The organism is Comamonas sp. 23 (assembly GCF_049601575.1).
GTDB lineage: Bacteria > Pseudomonadota > Gammaproteobacteria > Burkholderiales > Burkholderiaceae_C > Comamonas > Comamonas squillarum.
Window position 1 is genome coordinate 4,937,838 of sequence record NZ_CP187127.1, and the last position, 20,635, is coordinate 4,958,472.

Annotated in this window: 19 protein-coding genes; 3 read left to right on the plus strand and 16 right to left on the minus strand. The window is 65.5% G+C overall.

Annotated features, from left to right (window positions below; translation table 11 throughout):
- Window positions 1-14: 14 nt before the first annotated feature.
- From ACPEE1_RS22300 to ACPEE1_RS22335, 8 genes are all read right to left on the minus strand, one after another.
- Complete coding sequence (locus tag ACPEE1_RS22300) at window positions 15-1,154, minus strand: NAD(P)/FAD-dependent oxidoreductase (RefSeq protein ID WP_116925500.1); 1,140 nt, start codon at window positions 1,152-1,154, stop codon at window positions 15-17.
- A gap of 1 nt (window position 1,155) precedes the next feature.
- Window positions 1,156-2,553 carry an NAD(P)/FAD-dependent oxidoreductase gene (locus ACPEE1_RS22305; RefSeq protein WP_423934889.1) on the minus strand — a complete coding sequence of 466 codons (1,398 nt, stop codon included), beginning with the start codon at window positions 2,551-2,553 and terminating at the stop codon, window positions 1,156-1,158.
- The gene (locus tag ACPEE1_RS22310; RefSeq protein ID WP_116925498.1) at window positions 2,546-2,887 is read right to left on the minus strand and encodes a (2Fe-2S)-binding protein; all 342 of its coding nucleotides are present in this window, start codon (window positions 2,885-2,887) and stop codon (window positions 2,546-2,548) included. The genes ACPEE1_RS22305 and ACPEE1_RS22310 overlap by 8 nt, the downstream gene beginning before the upstream one ends.
- Window positions 2,877-4,019 carry an NAD(P)/FAD-dependent oxidoreductase gene (locus tag ACPEE1_RS22315; RefSeq protein ID WP_116925497.1) on the minus strand — a complete coding sequence of 381 codons (1,143 nt, stop codon included), beginning with the start codon at window positions 4,017-4,019 and terminating at the stop codon, window positions 2,877-2,879. Before ACPEE1_RS22315 ends, ACPEE1_RS22310 begins: the two co-directional genes overlap by 11 nt.
- Before the next feature lie 11 nt (window positions 4,020-4,030).
- Window positions 4,031-4,825 (minus strand): ABC transporter permease, encoded by a 795-nt coding sequence (locus ACPEE1_RS22320; protein WP_116925496.1) that lies wholly within the window; start codon window positions 4,823-4,825, stop codon window positions 4,031-4,033.
- A gap of 3 nt (window positions 4,826-4,828) precedes the next feature.
- Window positions 4,829-5,659: an ABC transporter permease gene (locus ACPEE1_RS22325; RefSeq protein WP_116925533.1), complete on the minus strand. Its 831-nt coding sequence runs from the start codon at window positions 5,657-5,659 to the stop codon at window positions 4,829-4,831.
- A gap of 25 nt (window positions 5,660-5,684) precedes the next feature.
- Window positions 5,685-6,737 carry an ABC transporter ATP-binding protein gene (locus tag ACPEE1_RS22330; RefSeq protein ID WP_116925495.1) on the minus strand — a complete coding sequence of 351 codons (1,053 nt, stop codon included), beginning with the start codon at window positions 6,735-6,737 and terminating at the stop codon, window positions 5,685-5,687.
- Window positions 6,738-6,839: 102 nt separating this feature from the next.
- Complete coding sequence (locus tag ACPEE1_RS22335; RefSeq protein WP_116925494.1) at window positions 6,840-7,874, minus strand: ABC transporter substrate-binding protein; 1,035 nt, start codon at window positions 7,872-7,874, stop codon at window positions 6,840-6,842.
- Between the two features lie 219 nt (window positions 7,875-8,093).
- Here ACPEE1_RS22335 and ACPEE1_RS22340 point away from each other — a divergent pair, with 219 nt between their 5' ends.
- Entirely contained in the window at window positions 8,094-9,014 is a 921-nt protein-coding gene (locus tag ACPEE1_RS22340) for a LysR substrate-binding domain-containing protein (RefSeq protein WP_116925493.1), read from the plus strand.
- Window positions 9,015-9,035: 21 nt separating this feature from the next.
- Here the strand turns inward: ACPEE1_RS22340 and ACPEE1_RS22345 are convergent, their stop codons facing one another.
- From ACPEE1_RS22345 to ACPEE1_RS22355, 3 genes are read right to left on the minus strand one after another with little or no spacing between them, the layout of a single operon-like run.
- Window positions 9,036-10,007 (minus strand): Bug family tripartite tricarboxylate transporter substrate binding protein, encoded by a 972-nt coding sequence (locus ACPEE1_RS22345; protein WP_116925492.1) that lies wholly within the window; start codon window positions 10,005-10,007, stop codon window positions 9,036-9,038.
- Between the two features lie 21 nt (window positions 10,008-10,028).
- Entirely contained in the window at window positions 10,029-10,415 is a 387-nt protein-coding gene (locus tag ACPEE1_RS22350; protein ID WP_423934890.1) for an AtuA-related protein, read from the minus strand.
- Window positions 10,412-11,797, minus strand: a complete 1,386-nt coding sequence (locus tag ACPEE1_RS22355) for an acyclic terpene utilization AtuA family protein (RefSeq protein ID WP_232539495.1) — start codon at window positions 11,795-11,797, stop codon at window positions 10,412-10,414. Before ACPEE1_RS22355 ends, ACPEE1_RS22350 begins: the two co-directional genes overlap by 4 nt.
- Before the next feature lie 80 nt (window positions 11,798-11,877).
- Between ACPEE1_RS22355 and ACPEE1_RS22360 the strand changes: the two genes are divergently transcribed.
- Both ACPEE1_RS22360 and ACPEE1_RS22365 read left to right on the plus strand, forming a co-directional pair.
- Window positions 11,878-12,777 (plus strand): LysR family transcriptional regulator, encoded by a 900-nt coding sequence (locus ACPEE1_RS22360; protein ID WP_182344554.1) that lies wholly within the window; start codon window positions 11,878-11,880, stop codon window positions 12,775-12,777.
- A gap of 22 nt (window positions 12,778-12,799) precedes the next feature.
- Window positions 12,800-14,155: a hypothetical protein gene (locus ACPEE1_RS22365; protein WP_423934891.1), complete on the plus strand. Its 1,356-nt coding sequence runs from the start codon at window positions 12,800-12,802 to the stop codon at window positions 14,153-14,155.
- A 54-nt stretch (window positions 14,156-14,209) separates the two neighbouring features.
- Here the strand turns inward: ACPEE1_RS22365 and ACPEE1_RS22370 are convergent, their stop codons facing one another.
- The 5 genes from ACPEE1_RS22370 to ACPEE1_RS22390 all read right to left on the minus strand — a co-directional run bounded on the left by ACPEE1_RS22370 (window position 14,210) and on the right by ACPEE1_RS22390 (window position 20,507).
- Window positions 14,210-15,910, minus strand: coding sequence for a glycosyltransferase (locus tag ACPEE1_RS22370; protein ID WP_182344550.1), 1,701 nt, complete (start codon window positions 15,908-15,910; stop codon window positions 14,210-14,212).
- 1 nt (window position 15,911) lies between these two features.
- A complete protein-coding gene (locus ACPEE1_RS22375) occupies window positions 15,912-17,885 on the minus strand; it encodes a tetratricopeptide repeat protein (RefSeq protein WP_182344548.1) in 1,974 nt (657 codons plus the stop codon).
- 168 nt (window positions 17,886-18,053) lie between these two features.
- Window positions 18,054-18,455, minus strand: a complete 402-nt coding sequence (locus ACPEE1_RS22380; protein WP_116925485.1) for a YkgJ family cysteine cluster protein — start codon at window positions 18,453-18,455, stop codon at window positions 18,054-18,056.
- A 116-nt stretch (window positions 18,456-18,571) separates the two neighbouring features.
- Window positions 18,572-18,940 (minus strand): Rieske (2Fe-2S) protein, encoded by a 369-nt coding sequence (locus tag ACPEE1_RS22385; protein ID WP_116925484.1) that lies wholly within the window; start codon window positions 18,938-18,940, stop codon window positions 18,572-18,574.
- 88 nt (window positions 18,941-19,028) lie between these two features.
- On the minus strand, window positions 19,029-20,507 hold the full coding sequence (locus ACPEE1_RS22390) for a M20 family metallopeptidase (protein ID WP_423934892.1): 1,479 nt from the start codon (window positions 20,505-20,507) through the stop codon (window positions 19,029-19,031).
- Between the last annotated feature and the right edge of the window lie 128 nt (window positions 20,508-20,635).

Here is a 20,635-nt window from a genome sequence, read left to right on the forward strand (position 1 = left end):
CGACCGCCGCGCTGCTAGGCAGCGGCAAAACGGTCCACACGAAACGCCGAAATCGGCAAGCTGCTGGTGCCCTTAGTCACCAGCTCGGCCACAATGCAGCCGGTCATCGGACTGAGCTCAAAGCCATGGGCAGAGAAGCCAAAGGCATGCACCAGGTTATCAGCACTGGCACTGGGGCTGATGACCGGAATCTCGTCGGGCATAAAGCCCTCGATACCGGTCCAGGCCCGTGCAATGCTCACATCGCGCAGATGCGGGAACAGGTCGATCACCGTCTGCGCGCTCTTGGGCATGCGGTTGAGGTCGACCATCGCATGGCGTTGGCTGGCATCGGCCTCGCAGCGCAGGCCGCCGCCAATCAACACCGTGCCATTGTCGAACTGCTTGAACGACAGCGGCCGGCCCATGGCGCCCAGCACCGGTTTGACAAAGGGCGCCACGCGCTGGGTCACCATCAGCATCAGACCGCCCGCCACCATGGGCACCGGGTCGCCCACCTGCGCGGCAAAATCTGCCGCCCAGGCACCCGCGGTGTTGACCAGCCAGGGCGCATGGAACGCGCCCTGCGCGGTGCTCGCCTGCCACATTCCGGCCTGGTGGTCCACCTGCAACACTGGGGCCTGCTCGACGATCTGCACGCCCAGCTTCTCTGCCGCCAGGCGGTAGGCCGTCGCCACCTTGTAGGGCAGCGCATAGCCATCGCGGTCGGCCCAGATGCCGCCCACCACATGGGGCGAGATGCTGGGCACCAACTCGCGCACCTGCTGCTGGTCCACCCATTGCTCATGGAAAAAGCCCAGGCCGTTGAGCATGGCCACGCGCGCCTTGGCCTTGATCTCGTCGGCCTCGTTCTCGGCGACCTGCAGCTGGCCCGAGGGCACAAAGCCGCCATCGCTGCCGATGATGTCGGCCAGGCGATGCCAGAGCTGCTCGCGTGCCGCCAGCGCCAGCGGGATCTCGGCCACATGGCGGCCCAAGGTGCGCACGCCGCCGGCATTGACGCCCGAGGCATGGCGGCCGCAGTACTCGGCCTCGATCAGGCGCACACGCAGGCCTGCCTTGGCCAACTGGAAGGCGCTGGACAGGCCCTGCAGGCCGCCCCCGATCACCAGCACATCGCTGCTGCCCGATGCCGGGTTTACCAGGGCAACCATGTCACACGCCTGCGGCCAGCTGGGCCAGCGACAGCGATTTGAGTGGCGGACGGATGCGGTAGTAGCCCACCTCCTGCGGCGGCAAATTGGCTTCCTTGGCGATGATCTCGGTCACCGTCAAACCGCATTGGCGGCCCTGGCAGGGGCCCATGCCACAGCGGCTGAAGGACTTGGTCTGGTTCGGGCCCACGCAGCCCAGCTGCACCTGCTCGCGGATCGCGCCTGCGGTTACCTCTTCGCAGCGGCAGACCACGACCTCGTCGGCCGGAATGCGGAACTCGTCCTTGGACCGGTACTGCTGGTTCAGGAAGGGGCGGATGCGCAGATGCTGGGCGATCTGGGCGCGCTGCTGGGCACCGTCTTCGCTGGTGCCAAAGCCCAGGCTGTTGGCCACGCCAATACCGGCGAGCGCGCCCTGCATCTCGGCCACCAGCGCGCCGCCAATGCCGGCGCCGTCACCGGCGATATAGATGCCCGGCAGGCTGGTCTGGCCCCAGCTGTCGAGCACCGGCAGCCAGCACAGCTGCTCATCGTCCCAATGGTGCTCGGCGCGCAAGGACCAGGACACCTGGGTGTTGGGCACCACGCCCTGGTGCAGCAGCACCAGCTCGCAGTCGATCTGCTGGGAGTGGCCCGCGCTGGTAAAGCGCACCTGGCGCACCGCGTCTTCGCCCTCGATGCGCAAGCCGCCCACATCCTTGAAGAACGGAATGCCGGCCGACTTGATCTCGCGCAGCAGCCCCAGGCCCTTGCGCACATAGCCCCAGCCGGCCAGCAGCGACGAGGCATGGCGGATCGCCAGGCGCCAGTCGGTGCCCGCAGACGTATCGAGCACCGCACGGATCTCGACGCCCGCGCGCAGGTACTGCGCCGCCAGCAGGTAGAGCAAGGGGCCGCAGCCGGCCAGCACCACCGGTACCTGGGGCACGACGGCGGCGTTCTTGAGCAAAATCTGGCCGGCACCGGCGGTCATCACCCCGGGCAGGGTCCAGCCCGGCACGGGGAAGGGCCGCTCCATCGCGCCAGTGGCGATCACCAGCGACTTGGTCTCGATGCGTGTGGTGCGGTCATTGCGCAGCACATGCACGGTCTTGTCAGGGTCGATCTGCCAGACCGAAGCGCCGGCCCAGTGGGTCAGGCCACTGGCGCGGACCTGTTCGGCCAGCGATTTGCCGTAGACATAGTCCGCGCCCAGGATGCGCTCGCGCTGGGCATCGGTCTGGGTGATGCTGCGGTAGATCTGGCCGCCCACCTGGGGTTGTTCGTCCAGCAGCAGCACATCCAGGCCGCGCCGCTGGGCCGCCAGGGCCGCTGCCATGCCGGCCGGGCCGGCGCCAATCACGACCAGGTCACGCAGCTGGCTGGGCGCATCGTTCAAAGGGATAGCGGGATTAGACATGCTTGGCCTCCTGCGCATCCAGCACGCTGGGCGCCGCCTGCATGGTGGTCACCTCCATGCCGTCTTCGGGGGTGATCAGGCAGGCCTGCTGGTTGGGCCGGCCGTTGACGTCGACCATGCACTCAAAGCACACGCCCATCATGCAGTAAGGCGCGCGGGCGCCCTGGCCCACGGGCGAGACGCGCACCGCGGTGATGCCGGCTGCCAGCAGGCCAGCGGCCAGGCTGCTGGCGGGCGACATGCGTACCACCGCGCCGTTGACCAGCACCGACACCGTGCCAGCGGCCCCGGCCTGGTGGCCAGGGAGGTATTTGAAAAGGGCTTTAGATGCCATAGGGTTTCACTTCCGTTTCCGGCGTAAATCGTGTCGCGGGGAATGCCTCGATGGCGGCCGGCCGCAGGCCCGTGGCCACCCAGGGGGCGATGCAAAAGACGTGCTGGGCCGCCAGCGTGACGCCGCTGTGGCAGGTCACCGCAAAGGCGCCAGGGTGGCTGTCCGACTCCTGGTACATCGGAAAGCCATCGGGCGACATCACCCGCAGCGCCGCCCAGGTGCGCACCACGCGGGCGTTGGCCAGCACCGGGAAGCACTTGACCGCACGCGCGGCAATCCTGGCGTTCACCGGCACGCGCACCATGTCGTCAAAGCCCAGCTCCTCCATCGAGTCGCCAATCTGCACCGTGCCCTCATCGGTCTGGCGCACATAGTTGGTGGGGTGCGTCAAGAAGGGCTGAACCCGTTCGGTGATGAAGACCTGGCCCTTGTTGGGCCGCACCGGCACAAACATGCCCACCATGGCCGACAGCTGTTGCGTCGCGTGGCCGGCGGCAATCACGATGCGCGGCGCCTGCCAGGCACGCTCGCCGGCGCTGACGTGGAAGATGCCACCATCTTTGCGGATCGCATCGACCTGCATGCGGTTGTGGATACGCGCGCCCTTGGCGATATTGGCGCTGTAGAGCGCGCGCAGCAGCTTCAAGGGGTTGCAGTGGCCGTCCATCGCCGAATAGGTGGCGCCCGCGACCTCGGGGCCCAGCCCCGGCAGGTGCTCGGCCGCCTCGTCGCGGCTGAGCACCGTGCTGCGGTAGGCGGGGTCGCCCACCTCAGACTCGAGCCAGCGCAGTTTGTCCACGCGCTGGGCCATCTCTTCCTCGCTCAGGCAGATGTGCAGGCCTCCGGGCTGCATCAGCTCGACGTCGATGCCGGTCTGCGCCTGCAGTTCATCGCGCAGCGCAGGCCACTGGCGGGCCGAGCCAAAGCTCCAGCGGGCGTAGTCGGCCATGCCGAAGCCCTTGCCCTGCACCCAGACCAGGCCGAAGTTGCCGCGTGAGGGACGAATCGTGTCGTCCGCACCATCGAGGATCGTGACCGACAGGCCCTGGCGCAGCAACCCGTAAGCCACGGAACTGCCAACCAAGCCTCCTCCAATCACAATGACATCGCTGCTATGTGTGTTGTTGTTCATTTTTTGCTCTCTCAACCTTTGCCAATCAGTACCTTCTCCAGGCCGACGAGCTTGTCCAGGATGACCATCAGCACCAGCGTGCCGACGATCAGCACAGTGGAGACCGAGGTCACCAGCGGATCAATGGTCTGGGCGATGTGGTTGTACATGGCCACGGGAAGGGTCATCGTGCCGGGCGTGGCCACGAACACCGTCATCGTCAGTTCGTCAAAACTCTGGATGAAGGACAGCATCCAGCCGCCGGCGATACCGGCCATCAGCATCGGCACGGTGATGCGCAGAAAGACGGTGCTGCGCGATGCGCCCAGCGACAGGCCGGCATGCTCGATCTCGCGGTTCATGCCGGTGGCAGCCGACAGCACCATGCGCAGCGCATAGGGCATGATGCAGATCACGTGGGTAAACATGAGCCAGAAGAACGAACCCGAGAGCCCCGCGATGTTGAAAAAGCGCAGGAAGGCCGCGCCCAGCACGACGTGGGGAATCATCAGCGGCGACATGAAAAAGGCCATCAGCACCTCGCGGCCGGCAAAGCGGTAGCGGGTGATGGCCAGCGCCGCCGGTACCGCCAGCGCGATCGCGATCGAGGCGGCAGCCAGGCCCAGCTTGGCCGAGAACCAGAAGGCCGACTTGATCTCGGTGGCATCGAGGATGGCACGGAACCAGCGCAGCGACAGGCCATCGGTGGGGAAGGAGATGAAGCCCTTGTCGGTAAAGGCCACCGCCACCACCACGGCCAGCGGCGCCAGGATGAAGGTGATGAAAAGCGCGTGGTAGACCAGCGCCAGAGGACTGTTTTTTTGCATGGCTCAACCCTCGAAAACAGCTTTGAAGCGGCGCTCGATCCAGCGATTGCAGCCCACGATGATGATGATGTTGGCGACCAGCAGTACCACGGCAATGGCAGCGCCCAGCGGCCAGTTCAGGGTGTTGAGGAACTCGTCATAGGCGGCCGTGGCCACCACCTTCAGGCGCCGCCCGCCCAGCAGTGCAGGTGTGGCAAAGGCCGATGCCGACAGCGCGAAGACGATGATGCTGCCCGAGAGGATGCCGGGCAGCAGCTGGGGCAGCACGACACGGCGGAACACGGTGCGCTGGCTGGCACCCAGTGACAGGCCGGCGTTCTCGACCTGGGGGTCGAGCTTTTGCAGCGAGGCCCAGACGGAGATCACCATGAACGGCACCATCACATGCACCATGGCAATCGTCACGCCCGTCATCGTGAAGGCCAGGCGCAGTGGTTCGTCGATGATGTTGAACAGCATCAGGCCCTTGTTGATCAGGCCGTTGTTGCCCATCAGGATGGACCAGCCCAGGGTGCGCACCACCACCGAGATCAGCAGGGGCGCGAGGATGATCAGCAGAAACACACCACGCCAGCGGCCCCGCATGCGCGAGATGATGAGGGTCTCGGGCACGCCCAGCACCACGCACAGCACGGTAACGATGGCCGACATCAGCGCAGTGCGGCCAAAGATCTCCAGGTAGTAGCTGTCGCTGAAGATCTCCAGGTAGTTCTTGAGCGAGTAGACGCTCTGGATGCCTTCCATGCCATTGAAGACATTGAGCGACAGGATGGCGGTCAAGGCCAGCGGCGCCAGCAGCATGGTCACAAAGACCAGCAGGCCGGGGCCGGACATGGCCCAGGGTTTCCAGCGGTTCTTGCTATCCACGGCTGGCCTCCTGCTGGGTCAGCACGCGCACATCGTCGGGGGCCCAGTTCAGCGTGACCTCGTCGCCCTCATGCAGCGCGGCACGCCGCGCATTGGGCAGGCTGATATGGATGTCGCCCAGCGCGGTGCCGACATTGACCACCCACTGGCTGCCCAAAAACAGCAAGGTCTTGATGGTGCCGGGCAGGCCGCCCTGGCCGGCCGGGGCCACCACGATGCGCTCGGGCCGCAGGTAGACCACGACCGGGCCACTGTCCACCGGGCTGGGCGCGCCCAGCACCATGTCGCCAATCTTCACGGTCTCGCGGCTGTGGGCCTGGCCTTCGAAGCGGTTGGTCTTGCCCAGGAACACCGAGGCAAAGTCACAGCTGGGCTTGTCATAGATCTGCTGGGGCGAATCGACCTGGGCGATCTGGCCGTTGTGCATCACCGCGATGCGGTCGCTCATCGTCATCGCCTCGACCTGGTCGTGCGTCACCAAGATGGTGGTGATGCCCAGCTGGCGCTGGATGGCGCGCATCTCGACGTGCATTTCCTGGCGCAGCTTGGCGTCCAGGTTGGACATGGGTTCATCGAGCAGCAGCACCTCGGGCTGGATCGCCAAGGCGCGGGCAATGGCCACGCGCTGGCGCTGGCCACCGGAGAGTTCACGCGGGTAACGGGCGCCGAGCCCATGCAGGCGCACCAGCGCCAGCGCATCCTGAATCCGCTGCTGCACGACATCGCGGCTGAGCTTGCGCATCTCCAGGCCAAAGGAGATGTTCTGCTCGACCGTCATGTGGGGAAAGAGCGCATAGCTCTGGAACACCACGCCCATGCCGCGCTGCTCGGGACGCAGCTGGGTGATGTCCTTGCCGTCCAGCACAATGCGGCCCTGGCTGGGGTCCAGAAAGCCGGCGATCATCTGCAAGGTGGTTGTCTTGCCGCAGCCCGAAGGGCCCAGCAGCGACACAAACTCACCGCGCTCGACGTCCAGGTGGAAGTCCTTGACGGCAACAAAATCCCCGAACCTCTTGGCAAGGCCCTCGATACGTAGAAAACTCATGTGAAACTCCGGGGCCTGCGGCCCGCGTGGGGCGGCGCGGCAGGCCTGTGTAGGGCGGCTGGCGGCTTAGCACCTATCCATAGCGAAGATGTCGAGGCACCCTTAGCGTTCGACAGTGCGGTTCCAGCGATTGGTCCATTCGGAACGCTTGACGTTGACGATCTTGTAGTCCACGGTCTTCAGCTGGGCGATCTGCTCGGGGCCATAAGGCACTTGCTTGGCGACCTTGTCGTCCAACTTGACCTTGCTGTTCATGGGGCCCCAGGCCTGGGTCTCGGCGAGCGCCGTTTGCGATTCAGGCGTGTAGAGGAACTGCACGAACTTCTGCGCACCGGCCTTGGGCTGCTTCTTGGCAACGGGGCAGACGGAGGTGAACAGCGCAAACGCGCCTTCCTTGGGGTAGACGAACTTCACGGGAAAGCCGGTATCGGCCAGCGCCTTGACGCGGCCGCTGCCCCAGACGCCGATGACGGCATCGCCGTTCTGAAACAGCTCGGTCATCTTGCCCGGCGACGGCTCCCAGGCCAGCACATTGGGGCCCACTTCCTTGATCAGCGCCTGGAAACCGGGGTCGATATTGCTCGCGCTGCCGCCGTTCATCTCGGCAAACATCAGCAAGGTCTGCAGACCGTAGCCGTTGTTGATCGGCGGGATCACGGTCTTGCTCTTGAACTTCTTGTCCTTGAGGTCGTTCCACGACGTGGGTGCGGCCCAGCCGGCCTTCTTGAAGGCCTCTTCGTTGTAGAACAGGCCGGTGGCGATGACGCCCAGGTTCAGCGACTTGTTGCCCGCGGTCTTGGCCATCGGGTAGAGGTCGTTGTAGACCGGTGCGGATTCGATGTCGCCGCAGAAACCGAACTGCACCGCCTGCTCCATCGGGCCGTCATCCATCAGCGCCACGTCGTACTGCGGGTTGTTCTTTTCGGCCTGCAGCTTGGCCAGGGTGTCGGTGGAGTTGCCAGGCACATAGATGACCTTGTTGCCGGTCAGCTTCTCATAGGCGGGAATGATCTTTTGCTTGAAGGCGGTCTCGGTCGAGCCGCCATAGCCACCGACATAGATGTCTTCAGCATGGGCGATGCCAGTGGTGGCAGCAAAGGCAGCAGCCAGGGAGAGAGCCAGACGGGATGCGGTCATCGAAATTACCTCCAGAAAGTAGCGTGAAACCAAGTGGAATTCAATCTGTCTGGTCACCAATGATAGGCATCTGCAGGCAAAATTGAATCGGTGAATTCCTGCTTCAATGCCTTTATGAGATGGAAATTTCTTAATCAATAAGCCATTGAAATATTTACAAAATTAGTAATTTTGTAGACTATTCGATTGCATTAGGCCATTAACTCATGTCTTTACAACATGGATAAGAAAATCACACTGCGGCATCTGGAGGCCTTTCGGGCGCTGATGCTGCGCCGCTCGGTCACCGCAGCGGCCCAGTCGCTGGAGGTGACCCAGCCCGTGGTGACACGGCTGATTGCCGAGTTCGAGGCGCGCATCGGCATGCCGCTGTTCGAGCGCGTCAAAAGCCGGCTGCAGCCGACCTCGGCGGCGACCTTGCTGCTCGAAGACGTGCACCAGGCGCTGATGGGCATCGAGCGCATCCGCAACATCTCGGAGAACGTACGCTTTCGGCGCCTGCAGCGGCTGGAGGTGACGGCCGCGCCGGCGATGGCGACCTCGTTCCTGCCCAGCGCCATTGCCAAGTTCAGCGCCCAGTTCCCCGAGACCCTGGTCACCTTGCACATGCAGGCTTCGCCGGCCGCGCTGGACATGGTGCAGGCCGAGCGCTGCGATATCGGCTTTGTGATGCTCTCGCCCGACCACACCCGCTTCAAGGGGCTGGAGACCTTGGTGATCGGCAAATTGGTCGTCGCCGTGCCTGCCGGCCACAAGCTGGCGCGCAAGACCAGCCTGTCACCGATCGACTTTGTCGACGAGCCCTTGGTGTCGCTGCCCACGATGATGGAGACCCGCACCAAGCTCGACAGCCTGTTCCTCGTCAACCGGGTGCAGCGCCGCGTGAACATCGAGACCCAGATCTCGTACGCCGCCATCAAGCTGGTCGAGGCCGGCGCCGGCCTGGCGATCATCGACCCGCTGACGGCCTGCAGCTACCACGGCCCGGATGTGAAGTTTGTGCTGTTCGAGCCCGCCGTCCCTTGCGAGTACTCGATGGTGGTCTCCAACCGCCATGCCTCCACCCTGGTGCTCAAGCCCTTCATCGACCTGGCTAAGGCAGAGATCAAGCGCATGCTGCCCAAACGCTGGATCCTATAAGAACCTGTTCAAAGCGGCGCTTCACTCCGGCGTAATGCCCGCTGCCTTGATCACCTGCCCCCATTTGGTGGTCTCGGCCGCCTGGAACTGCGCCAGCTCGGCCTGGCTCGTCGTCCAGGGCTCGGATCCCGACATCTCGAAGAAGGACTTGGCAGCCGCACTGCCCACGGCCTGGCCCAGCAGCTGGTTGAGCTTGGCGCTGACGGCAGCGGGCACATTCGCTGGAGCATAGGCGGCAAACCAATAGCCCATGTCATAGCCCTTCACACCGGCCTCGGCAATGGTGGGCACATCGGGCAGCTGGGCGCTGCGCTTTTGTGTGGAATAGCCCAGTGCGCGCAGCTTGCCCGCCTTGATTTGCGGCACGCCGGTGGAGACGTCGGTGATCATCAGGTTGATCTGGCCGCCCAGCAGGTCGGTGATGGCCAAGGGGTTGCTCTTGTAGGGCACGTGCAGGATGTCCACATGGGCCAGCTGCTTGAGCATCTCGCCGGCAACGCGGCTCGACGAGCTGCCGCTGCCAAAGCTGAGCTTGCCCGGGTTGGCCTTGGCATAGGCGAGCAGATCGCCCACCGACTGGTGGGGCGCATTGGCCGGCACCACCAGCACCTGGCCGCCCTTGCCCAGACCGGTGATCGGCGTGAAGTCCTTGACCGGGTCATAGGACAGCTTGCGGTAGAGGTGGATATTGGCCGCATGCGTGGTGTTGGTAGTGATCAGCACCGTGTAGCCATCGGCCGGGGCCTTGGCCACCGCCTGCGCGGCGATCATGCCGCTGGCACCGGCCTTGTTCTCGACGATCACCGGCTGGCGCGTCTGCTCGGTCACCGCCTGGCCCAGCGCACGCGCCAGCTGGTCGGTGGCACTGCCTGCGGCAAAGGGCACGACAAAGGTGATGGGCTTGGACGGGTAGTCGCCCTGCGCAAAGGCCAGGGGGCTGATGGCCAGCGCCGTGGCACAGGCCAGCAGGTGGCGGCGGGTGGAAAATGTCATCTCTTGTCTCCGGTTGGTTTTTTATTCAGGGGTGTATGGGGGTTCCGCATCGGCCGGGCCCACCAGATGGGCCTGCAAATGCAGCGGCAGCGCGATCGGCATCTGCAGCACGCGAAAGCACAGGGTCTTGCCATGGCTGTCGAGGTTCAGCGCGTCGTTGACGCCGCCGTCCAGCACCTCGTCCAGCACCAGGTTCATCGCCTGCAGCTGGGGCAGCAGGTAGCGCTGCACACGGCTTGGCTGGCGGTCGGCAAACAGCGCGGCCACGGCCGCTTCGCTGACCTGCTCACAGATAACCTCCCACAGCGCGGGATGCCAGGCAATCACGCTGATATTGGAGCGGTTGCCCTTGTCGCCGGTGCGCCCATGGGCCAGGCGGTACAGCGGGGTGGTGATGCTGTCGGTCATGCGGCGGCCTCCTCTTGCGCAGCCCAGGTAAAGCCCGTGGTAATCAGTGCCTGGGGCACCAGGCAGGACACCATGCCCAGGCGCTGGCGCATATGGCTGCGCACGCCACCGCCACCGGCGGGCCCGCAGCAGTACAGCGCATTGATCTCGCGCGGCAGGCGCGCTGCAGTGGCCTTGTCGGCATGCTGCCAGGCCATGCGCAGGCGCACATCCTGCGATGCGGCTGACAGGTCGGCACCGGCCAGCCAATCGCTGGCATCGTTGCCCCAGACGCTGGTGACACCGATCAGGTCGCTGCGCAGTGGCGCAATGCCCTCAAGGCGCTGGGCAACGGTCTGCGCCGCCAAGCGCGCACGCTCGGCCGCACGGGGGCCGGCATAGGAAATCTCGGCCTCGGCAAACCAGCCCGAGGCATAGCAGGTGTTGACCTTGAGCGCCTCGGGGCGCGGGTGGCCGATGACGCCCTCCAGGCGCACGCGGTTCTCGCCCTCGGCCCGCACCTGGGCCTGGCTGATGTCGGCCACCACATCGGGGGTCAGGTAGCAGCAGGGGTCGTGGATCTCGTAGAGCAACTGTTCCTTGACGGTGGCGGTCGTGATGCAGCCGCCCGTGCCCTCGGGTTTGAAGATGCTGCAGTTGCCGCTGTCGTCGATCTCCGCGATCGGGTAGCCCAGCCGGTCCATGCCTGGCACCTCTTTGTAGCCCGGGTCGGCAAAATAGCCGCCGCTCACCTGGGTGCCGCATTCGAGCAGGTGGCCGGCCATCGTCGCGCGGGCAAGGCGGTCCCAGTCATCCCAGGCCCAGCCAAAATGCGCCATCGCCGGGCCCAGCACCAATGATGGATCAGCCACCCGGCCGCAGACCACGATATCGGCGCCCGCCTGCAGCGCCTCGGCAATCGGCCGCGCGCCGATATAGGCATTGGCGCTGACCAGCGGCTGCTCGGGCATCTGCGCACCCAGCGCCTGGGCCAGCATGGGCCGGTGGGCCGGGCCGCTCAGGTCATCGCCCTGCACCACGGCGATACGGGGCGCGCGCAGGCCCAGGCTGCGCGCCAGCGCGGCAATGGCGCGGCCGGCGCCTTGCGGGTTGGCCGCGCCAAAATTGCTGACGATGCGGATGCGGTGCGCCAGGCAATCAGCCAGCACCGGGCGCAGCAGCTCCACCAGCAAGGGCTCGTAGCCGGCCTCGGGGTCGTCGCGCCGGGCCAGCTGGGCCAGCGCCAGGGTGCGCTCGGCCAGCGTTTCAAAAATCAGAAACGCGGGCTGCTGCAAGGCCACCAGCGCCTGCACCACCGGCGCTGCCGCATCCACCCGGTCGCCTGAAAAGCCAGCCGCGCAGCCAATCAGCATGGCTGCGGGCGGTGTCTTGTCTGTCTGCATAGCATCTCCTGCAGCCCACTATAGAAAAGAGGCTCTATGTTGTGAAATCGATAATTGAGATCGATTAATCTGTAATACAAATGAATCTATCCCAGCGCGACATCCAGGCCTTTTTGGCGCTGGCCAGCCAGAAGAACTTCACCCGAGCCGCCAGCCTGTGCCACCTGTCCCAGCCGGCTTTCAGCGCCCTCATCCGCGCGCTGGAGACCACCGTGGGCCTGCGCCTGTTCGAGCGCAGCACGCGGCATGTGCTGCTGACGCCCGAGGGCGAGCAGTTTCTGTTATCGGCCCAGCGCATTGCAGCCGAATTTGCCGCCTGTGAAAAAGCGATGCGCGCTACCGCCCAGCTTGTCCAGGGCCGGGTCGCCGTCGCGCTGCTCCCGTCGCTGGCCGCTGGCTGGCTGCCGCCGGTGCTGCGCAGCTTTTCCGGCCAGCACCCCGGTGTGCAGCTGCAGGTCTTCGATGTGCTGTCCGAGCCCTGTATTGCCGCGGTGGCCAATGGCGATGCCGACTTCGCACTGGCCGCCATCCGCGCCGACACGCCCGATCTGCGCGCCGAGCCCTTTTGCAGCGACCGCTTTCACCTGGTCTGCCCGGCCAACCACCCGCTGGCCGCGCTGGACGAGGTGCAGCTGCCCGATCTGACGGCCTGGCCCTTTGTGCACCTGGCCCGGCACAGCAGCGTGCGCCAGTACCTCGATGCCGCCTTTTTCCCGCAGACCATGCAGACCCTGGTGGAGGTCGAGCAGCTGGCCACCGTGATGGGCCTGGTCAAGGCCGGTCTGGGCATCAGCGTGGTGCCGGCCCTGGCCTTGTTTCACTTTGCGCAGCCTGGCCTGGTCACCCGGCCGCTGCATCTGCCCGGCATGGACCGCCAGATCTACCTGGTGCGCAGGCGCGAGCCGCAGCTGTCGGTGGCGGCCCAGGCGCTGTACCAATTAATGCAACAAAAACGCCCAGATTTCTCCCATATTGCTTGAGGCCCTCTACACTCCAGCGCTGATGTCCTTGCCTACGATGCCCCCGTTCGCACCGCCTGCACCCGCGATGCCGCTGCCCTACCTGGCGCTGCGCACGCGGGTCGTGTCGCTGTTGGCATGGGCTGCGCTGTTTGCGCTGCTGGCCTGCGCCATGCGCATGCTGCTGAACTACCCCCTGTGCGTCAACGACGAGAAGAACTGGATCGGCATCGCCCAGCAGCTCGACCAGGGCGTGGCCTGGCCGGTCTCGGGGCCTGCCTTTGTCAACACGCTGCGCCAGGCGGCCTGGGTGACCGGCTCCAGCCACGCCGAGGTGATGCCCTGGATGGGGGTCTGCGGCGTGTTTATCGTTGTTGGGGGTCTGAGCTGGGGCTACTACCGCCTGGGGCTCAAGACCTTGGTGCCGGTGTTTGCAACGCTGGCGCTGTCGAGCTATTTCTGGGCGCCCTTGCTTGAGGCTCGCCCGCAGCAATGGGGGCAGCTGGCGGTATTTCTGGGCACCATCTCGGCCTGGCGCTGGCTACAGCACCGGGGCGGCCTGGCCTTTTTTGTCGCGCTGCCTGCCGTCGCCTTTACCCATATCCTGAGTCACGCGGTGCTGGTCTTTCTGTGCCTGGTGCTGGTGGCCACCCATGGCATTGCCCAGCGCCGCTGGAGCCTGCGCCACCTGGCCATTGCGCTGCTGTGCATCGCCAGCTTTGCGGTCTATGCCTGGCCCGGCGGTCCTTACACCGATATGCTGCGCGACCTGCGCCAGGCCCATTTCCAGCACTGGCCGCTGAGCCTGCCAGCCTCCTTGGCCCTGCTGGTGGCCGTGGCCGCCATGGCCTGGGCCAGCCGCCGCTGGTGGCATGGCGACATCCGCTGGCCCGCTGCAGCCCTGGCCGGCTTGCTGCGCCACCAGCGTGCTGCCGGATGGTCGCTGTGCATCGCAGCGCTGCTGGTGCTCACGATGCAGGCCTATCTGCTGCCACCGGCGGCATGGGCGCCCTATGGCGGCTCCTGGATCCGGTTTGTCGTGTTCCAGTCCGGCAACCTGCTGCTCGCGGGTTTTTTGCTGGTCGGTGCCGGGCGCTGGCTGGGGGGCTTTCACCACCAGCGGATCGATCCGGGCATGGCCCGTTTTCTGGTCTGTGTGCTGGGGGGCGTTGCGCTGCTGGGCCTGCTGGCCGTTGCCGCGTCGTGGTGGCTGCTGGACACCAACTGGATGCTGCGCGTGCTGAACTACGGCATCTTCTTTGCCGCCGCACCTGCGGCACTGGGCATGGAGCATGTCAGCCGCCACTGGCCGCGCTGGCGCCGGGGCTTGCTGCTGGGCGCGGGCATGGCCGCCAGTGTGCTGGCAGTGGTGCGCCCGCCCATGCTGCTGGGCTGCTGAGCCAGCCGCCCTGGCAAGAACCTATGCGCTAGACAAGCGCTGGCCAAATGCTGGCTAGGCGCTACGCATGAACAAATGCCCCCCTACCAAGGCGTGGCGTGCACCGGCCCAGGCAGCCATCTCATCGCCCCGCAAGAGCAAGGCATGGCGGCCCAGCTGCAGGTGGCGGACACCACGCCGCGCCAGCCAGCGCTGCCACCAGCCCGCAGGCGGCGCTGGCAGTGGCTCGGCACCCGTCTCGCTCAGCAGATCGGCGGCAGAGCGGATGGACAGGGCGCTAAGCGCCTGCTCAGCGGCGAGCCGCTGGACCAGCGCGATCACCTCGGACCAGCCCAGGTCGGCCAGCGACACCTGCGCCAAGCCGCCCAGAGCCTGCAGATCGGGACTGCGCTGGCCGCTGGCATCGACGCAGAGCAGCAGGCTCTCGGGGTGGGCGGCCTGCCACTGCTGCAGCAGCGGCCATTGCGCGGCCTGCTGCACCACCGCAACCTGTAAGGGCCTGGCCGCTGCGGCCGCCTGGGGCTGGGCAGGTGCCCGCTCACTGGCGGGCAGAATGCTGTCGTAGACCTCAGCAATTCGCCGCTCGCACTGGCCAATGGTGAAATAGGCGTCAGCCGCCTGCTGCGCCGCCAGACCACGCCCGGCCAGCTGTGCCTTGGCGGCTAGCGCCTGGCGCATGGCCTCTTTCCAGGCCTGCACCTGGTCGGGGGCATAGCACTGGCCGCTGCCCGACTGCCCCACCACCCAGGACATGCCCGAGCCATCCAAGTCGGAGGCAATGCAGGGCTTGCCATGCTGCATGGCTTCGATCAGTACCAGGCCAAAGGCCTCGGTGCGCTCACGCGAGGCCAGCGCAAAGATATCGCAGCTGTTGAACAGCGCATGCTTTTGCGCCTCACTGACCTGGCCGAGCAGCTGGACGTTGGCGCAGCCTTGCTGGGCGCGCTCGCGCGCAATCAGCGCTTCGAGTTCCTTGCGCTGCTCACCTTCACCGGCAATGATCAGCTGCACATCGGCAAAGCCGGCCACGGCCGAGATGAGGGTGTCAAAGCCCTTGTAGTAGGTCAGCCGGCCGACCGACAGCACGCGCAGCCGGGCATCGCCCCAGAGCTGCAGGTGTGGGGCCTCGGCCTGCGCCTGCTCCAGCACCCCCTGGCCCAGCGGCTTCAGGCCCAGCGGGATCGCCAAGGTCTTGAACAGCCAGCGCTGCAGCGGAACGCTGGCGGCCATGTAAGGCGGCGAGGTGGCGAGGATGGCCGCGCTTTGCCGCAGCAGCTTGGTCTCGAAGGGCCGGTAGACCTGGTAGCACAGCTGCAGCAGGCTATCCCATTTGGAGATCAGCACATCCGAGTGCCAGTGCGTGACCCAGGCCACCCGGCGCGCGGCGGGCATGATGAGCGCCCAGAACGCCGCATTGTTGGGCATGTGCAGATGCAGCACATCGGGTTGGAAGCCGCGAATGGCCCGGTGCAGCGCCAGCGGAAAGCCCAGCGCAATCGGCGCGAACACCAGGGTGATCTGCACCGGCACGCGGATGAGCCAGGGCGGGTCCTCGGGTAGCGGATCGCCATGCACGACCGCGCGGGCGTCGATGCCGTTGGCGCGCTGCTGCTCGATCAGATCGGCCAGAAACGATTCCATGCCGCCCCGGTACGGCGGGTAGAACTTGCCCACATGCAGCACGCGCTGCGGCGCATCGCCCGCCTGTGCATGCAAGGGCGCAGCCTGGGGCCGGCCCAGCCAATGGCGCAGCATGTTATTGGCCGCCCTGCAATTGCTGCAGCAGGCGCTGGTAGACCGGGTTGGCCGGGTCCATGGCGCTGGCGCGTTGCAGGTTGGCAATGGCCTGGGCCCGGTCGCCCTGCTCGCGGTAGGCCAGGGCCTTGCCGTAGTAGGCGGGGGGGTTGGGCTGGCGCGAGAGCGACGCATCAAAGATCTGCAAGGCCTGCGCAAAATCGCGCTTGCCAATGAACGCAATGCCCAGGCCCACCTCCAGGCGGGTGTTGCCCGGCGACATCTGCAGCAGGCGCTGGTAGTTCGCAATGGCCACGTCGTAGTGGCCCGAGGGGATGGCAACCTCGGCCTGCTCCAGCAAGATCTTGGGCAGCAGGACGTCTTCGGGCTTCATCGCCAGGGCCTTGGCATAGCTTTGGAACGCCGGTTCCATCTGCTGCGTCATCTTGTAGGCCGTGGCCTGGTGGTAGGCCAGCGCCGCATTGTCAAAGCCTTGCTTTTGGGCGCTGTCAAACGCGGCCAGCGCCTCGGGGTAGCGCTTGAGCAGCTCCAGGGTCATGCCACGGTTGAACTGTGCCGAGCCCAGGGGTTCTTGCAGCGCAACCGCTTTGTCAAAGTCCTGCAGCGCCTGCTCGTAGATCAGGTTTTCCAGCAGCGACGCACCCCGGTTGATAAAGGGGCGCCAGCGGCCAAAGGCGTTGAAGGGGGCCTGCTCGTCCACCTTCTGGGCGGCATCGCTCCAAGCGCTGTACTCAGACTTGAGGCTCAGGCTGCGCTCCGTGGCCAGGGCCGTCAGCACCAGGCCAGCGGCGCAGGCGATCGCCACCATCAGCTTGCGCGGAAACAGCAGCAGCACCAGCGCCAGCAAGGCCGGCAGCAGCATCGCCCAGATATAGCTGCGGTAGAGCACAAAGGGGTCTTGCAACCAGCTGGTGACAAACTCGGTGCTGAACAGCAGCGCCGTGCACAGCAGCACCAGGCCCACCAGGCTCCAGGCATCACGTTTGCGCAGCAGCAGGACCGCGCTGCCAATCACCAGTGCCACATAGCCCAGGCCACCCAGCAGATGGGGCAGGCTGCCAAAGCTCAGCGGGAAGACCGGGCGCAGGTCCAGCGCCATCCACTGCACATTGGGCAGCAGCCACAGCAGGCCGTACTGGAAAAACAGCTTGCCCTGGTTGAGCAGGCTGAGCGGGTAGATCGACGAGGTGATGCCTGGCTGCAGTTGCTCGAGCTGGCGCACATAGGCCCAGGAGGTGTCATCGGTGGCGACAGCGCCGACAAAGGCGCCCAGCTGCGTCCACAGCAGCGCGGTGAACAGGCCGATCAGCACGGCAATCGCCACGGCGATCGCCAGCAGCTTCTTCCACGACGGCCGTTTGACAAACACATAGAGCGGCAAGGCGAGTGCCGGCAGCACCACCGCATGCTCTTTGCTCATCAACGCGCAGAGCAGGAAAACCACGGCCAGCGCCGCCCATTGCAGCCCCGCCCCCGCCAAGGCGCGGATATACGCCCAGCAGGCCAGCGCGGAAAACAGGGTCATCATCACCATGCTGCGCTGGATCAGATAACCGACGGCATATACGCCCACCGGGTGCACGGCAAACAGCGCCACTGCGGCAAATATCGCCATCCGGATATTGGTGTCAAAACCCGGCTCTGCCCGCGCCTCGTCCGAAAACTGGGTGTGTTTGAACAGTGCCGACACCAGCAGCCATATTGCATAGCAAGTGGCCAGGTGCAGCACGATATTGACGACCCGCTGCACGGCCATACTCTCGCCAAAGAGCGACTGCACCCAGACAAAGCTGCCATAGGACAGCATGCGCACCTTGGGCTCGAGCACGCTGCCATAACGGCCAAAAATGGTGCCGTCCGACAGCCGGCCATCGTCGAACACCAGGCCGTTGTGCAGGCCCAGGCCATAAATCGTGAGGACGGCGGCCAGGAGCGCCAGCACGCCCAACGACCAGAAAATTTTTGATTTTTGCATTGGCTAGTTGGCTTGAGAAAATGCCTTCGCCCTGCGTTGGCAGGGCCTGCGCAACACCTGCAGCAGGTGCGCGAGCCATTCTAGAGGACTATTTACCCTCTGTATAAAGCGCTCGGGGCGCTGAGCCAACAGGTCGGCCGGAGCGGCCCCCGATAATCGGCCCAGGATTTATTGCAAATCTTTGTGCCCATAGGCACAAAACCCTGGCTTGGGGCCTTTTTTGGGGTGCAGGCGGCAGGTTTCGGGCCGCTTGTCATACACGGTGCAGCGCCGCGCCACCGGGTCGAGAAACTGGCAGTCGCCACTGGCGCGGCGCGCCATCGTGAAGATATTGTGCTTGGGGTTGTAGTGGTCGATCAGCCGGGCCTTGAGCAGGCGCTTGGCGATCAGCTTGTGCGCGATGTTGTCCACTTCAAAGGCGTCCACCAGGCCCAGGCGCACCAGATCGGGCAGTTGCACCTCCAGCGGCATCGTGCAGCAGTTGGCCGCGCAGCTGTCGCAGAGACCGGCCTTGTACTTGGTCCAGGTCTCCAGGCGGTCAACATCAACAATTCGGATCGGGGATTTCATGGCGGGGCGCTGCGCAAGCGGCCTGACAGGAGTGGCCGCTTATTTTGAAGGGCGCCAGTATCGCGCCAAAAGGATGCCGTGGGAGCGCACTGGGGCTTGGCGAGCCGGGCAGAGGTTCAACCGTGCTTGAGCCACACCGCGCCATCGCGCTCTTCGACCGCCACCGCATCCAGGCTGGCGCCCCGGCAGGGGCCGCCCACGCATTTGCCGGTATCGGGCTGGTAGATGGCGCCGTGGTAGGGGCAGAGGATGAACTGGCGGCCGCTCTCCAGAATGTCGCCATCAAAGTCCATGGGCACGCTGGCGTGCTGGCACTCGTTGATCCAGCCGTGCAGCTGGCCCTGCCAGCGGATCACAAAGGCCTTCTGGCCGTTGGGCAGCTGAAAGAAAAAGGGCTTGCCGTTGTCCTGCAGGTCGGCGCTGGCACCCAGGGGTTCGGTGCCGTCAAACAAGATCGTGGGCGTGGGGGCGGTGGGCTCGGTCATGGCGGGCGCGTAGTCTTTATGGTCAAAAACAAAAGGCAGCCGCCCCATGCACATCGGCACGCGGCGGCTGCCCGGGGGCTGGCTGTATTTATGCGCTGGCAGCCGTGGTGGGCATGCAGGCAATCACCTGGGCCACGGCGGCGGTCAGCTTCTTGGCATAAGGCACATGCAGGAACTCATTGGGCCCGTGTGCATTGCTCTTGGGGCCCAGCACGCCGCAGACCATCATCTGCGCCTTGGGGAAGCCGGCGCTGAGCATACCCATCAGTGGGATCGAGCCGCCCTGACCGATAAAGCCGCAGTCGGCGCCAAAGTGCGCGCGGCTCGATTGGTTGAGCGCGTTCAGGAACCAGTCGCTGGTGTTGGGCGCATTCCAGCCATTGGCACCGCTGGCCCCTTCCCAGGTGACCTTGGCTTGGTAGGGTGCATTGTCTTCGAGCAAGGTCTTGAGCTCTTGCATGCACTGCGTGGCATCGACCAGCGGGGGCAGGCGCAGGCTCAGCTTGAACGCGGTATAGGGGCGCAGCACATTGCCGGCATCCTGCAGCGCAGGCAGCCCTTCGGCGCCGGTAACGGACAAGGTCGGCTCCCAGGTGCGCTTGAGCAGCGCCTGCGTGGGGTCGGTGGTGGTGGGCAGCGCAAACAGGCTCGAGCCATTGCAGTCAAAATGCGCCCAGGGGAAACGCTTGTACAGCTCGTCACCCAGAATGCCGGCCGTGGCCTGCGCCTGGGCCAGGCGCTCAGCCGGTACCGCGCAGTGAAAGCTCTCGGGCAGCAGGCGGCCGGTCTTGCTGTCTTCGAGGCGGTCGAGCACCTGGCGCATGATGCGGAAAGACGAGGGCACAACGCCCGAGGCATCGCCCGAGTGCACGCCTTCGGTGAGGATCTCCACCTTCAAGGTGCCCGCCACCATGCCGCGCAGGCTGGTGGTCAGCCACAGCTGGTCGTAGTTGCCCGCGCCGCTATCGAGGCAGATGACCAGGCCCACATCCCCCAGGCGGGGCTTGAGCATGTCGATATAGACCGGCAGGTCGCCCGAGCCGCTTTCCTCGCAGGTCTCGATCAGGCCGACAATGCGCGGGTGCGGCACATTCTGGCGCTTGAGCTCTTGGATGGCTGCCACGCTGGCATAGGTGGCATAGCCGTCATCGGCGCCGCCCCGGCCATAGAGCTTGCCGTCTTCGTATTTGGGGGTCCAGGGGCCCAGGTCATTGCGCCAGCCGGAGAACTCGGGCTGCTTGTCCAGGTGGCCATACATCAGCACGGTCTGCGTGCTCTGGGCCTGGGTGGCAGGCACTTCAAAGAACAGCACCGGCGTGCGGCCCGGCACGCGCACCACTTCCAGCGTCAGCCCCTCGACCTTCTGCCCCTCGATCCAGGTGGCGGCATTGCGCACCACCGTGTCGATGAAACCATGCTGCTCCCAGTTGCCATCAAAGCCCGGCGACTTGGCGGGGATGGCGATGTAGTCGGTCAGCTGGCGAAGGATATCGCGGTCCCACTGCTGGCTGATGTGGCTCAAGGCCGCATCGGCTTGCAGATGGGCGGCGTCTAGGCGGGCGTTCATGGGTGAATCTCCTGGAGGTGCTGCCACGACAAGGGCAGCCGCAGGCATAAGCGTACCAGCGCCAGCGCCGCCCGGCTATCGCCTCGGGCAAAGCCCTGCTGCCGTCATCCAGCGCAGGGCCCGGCCGG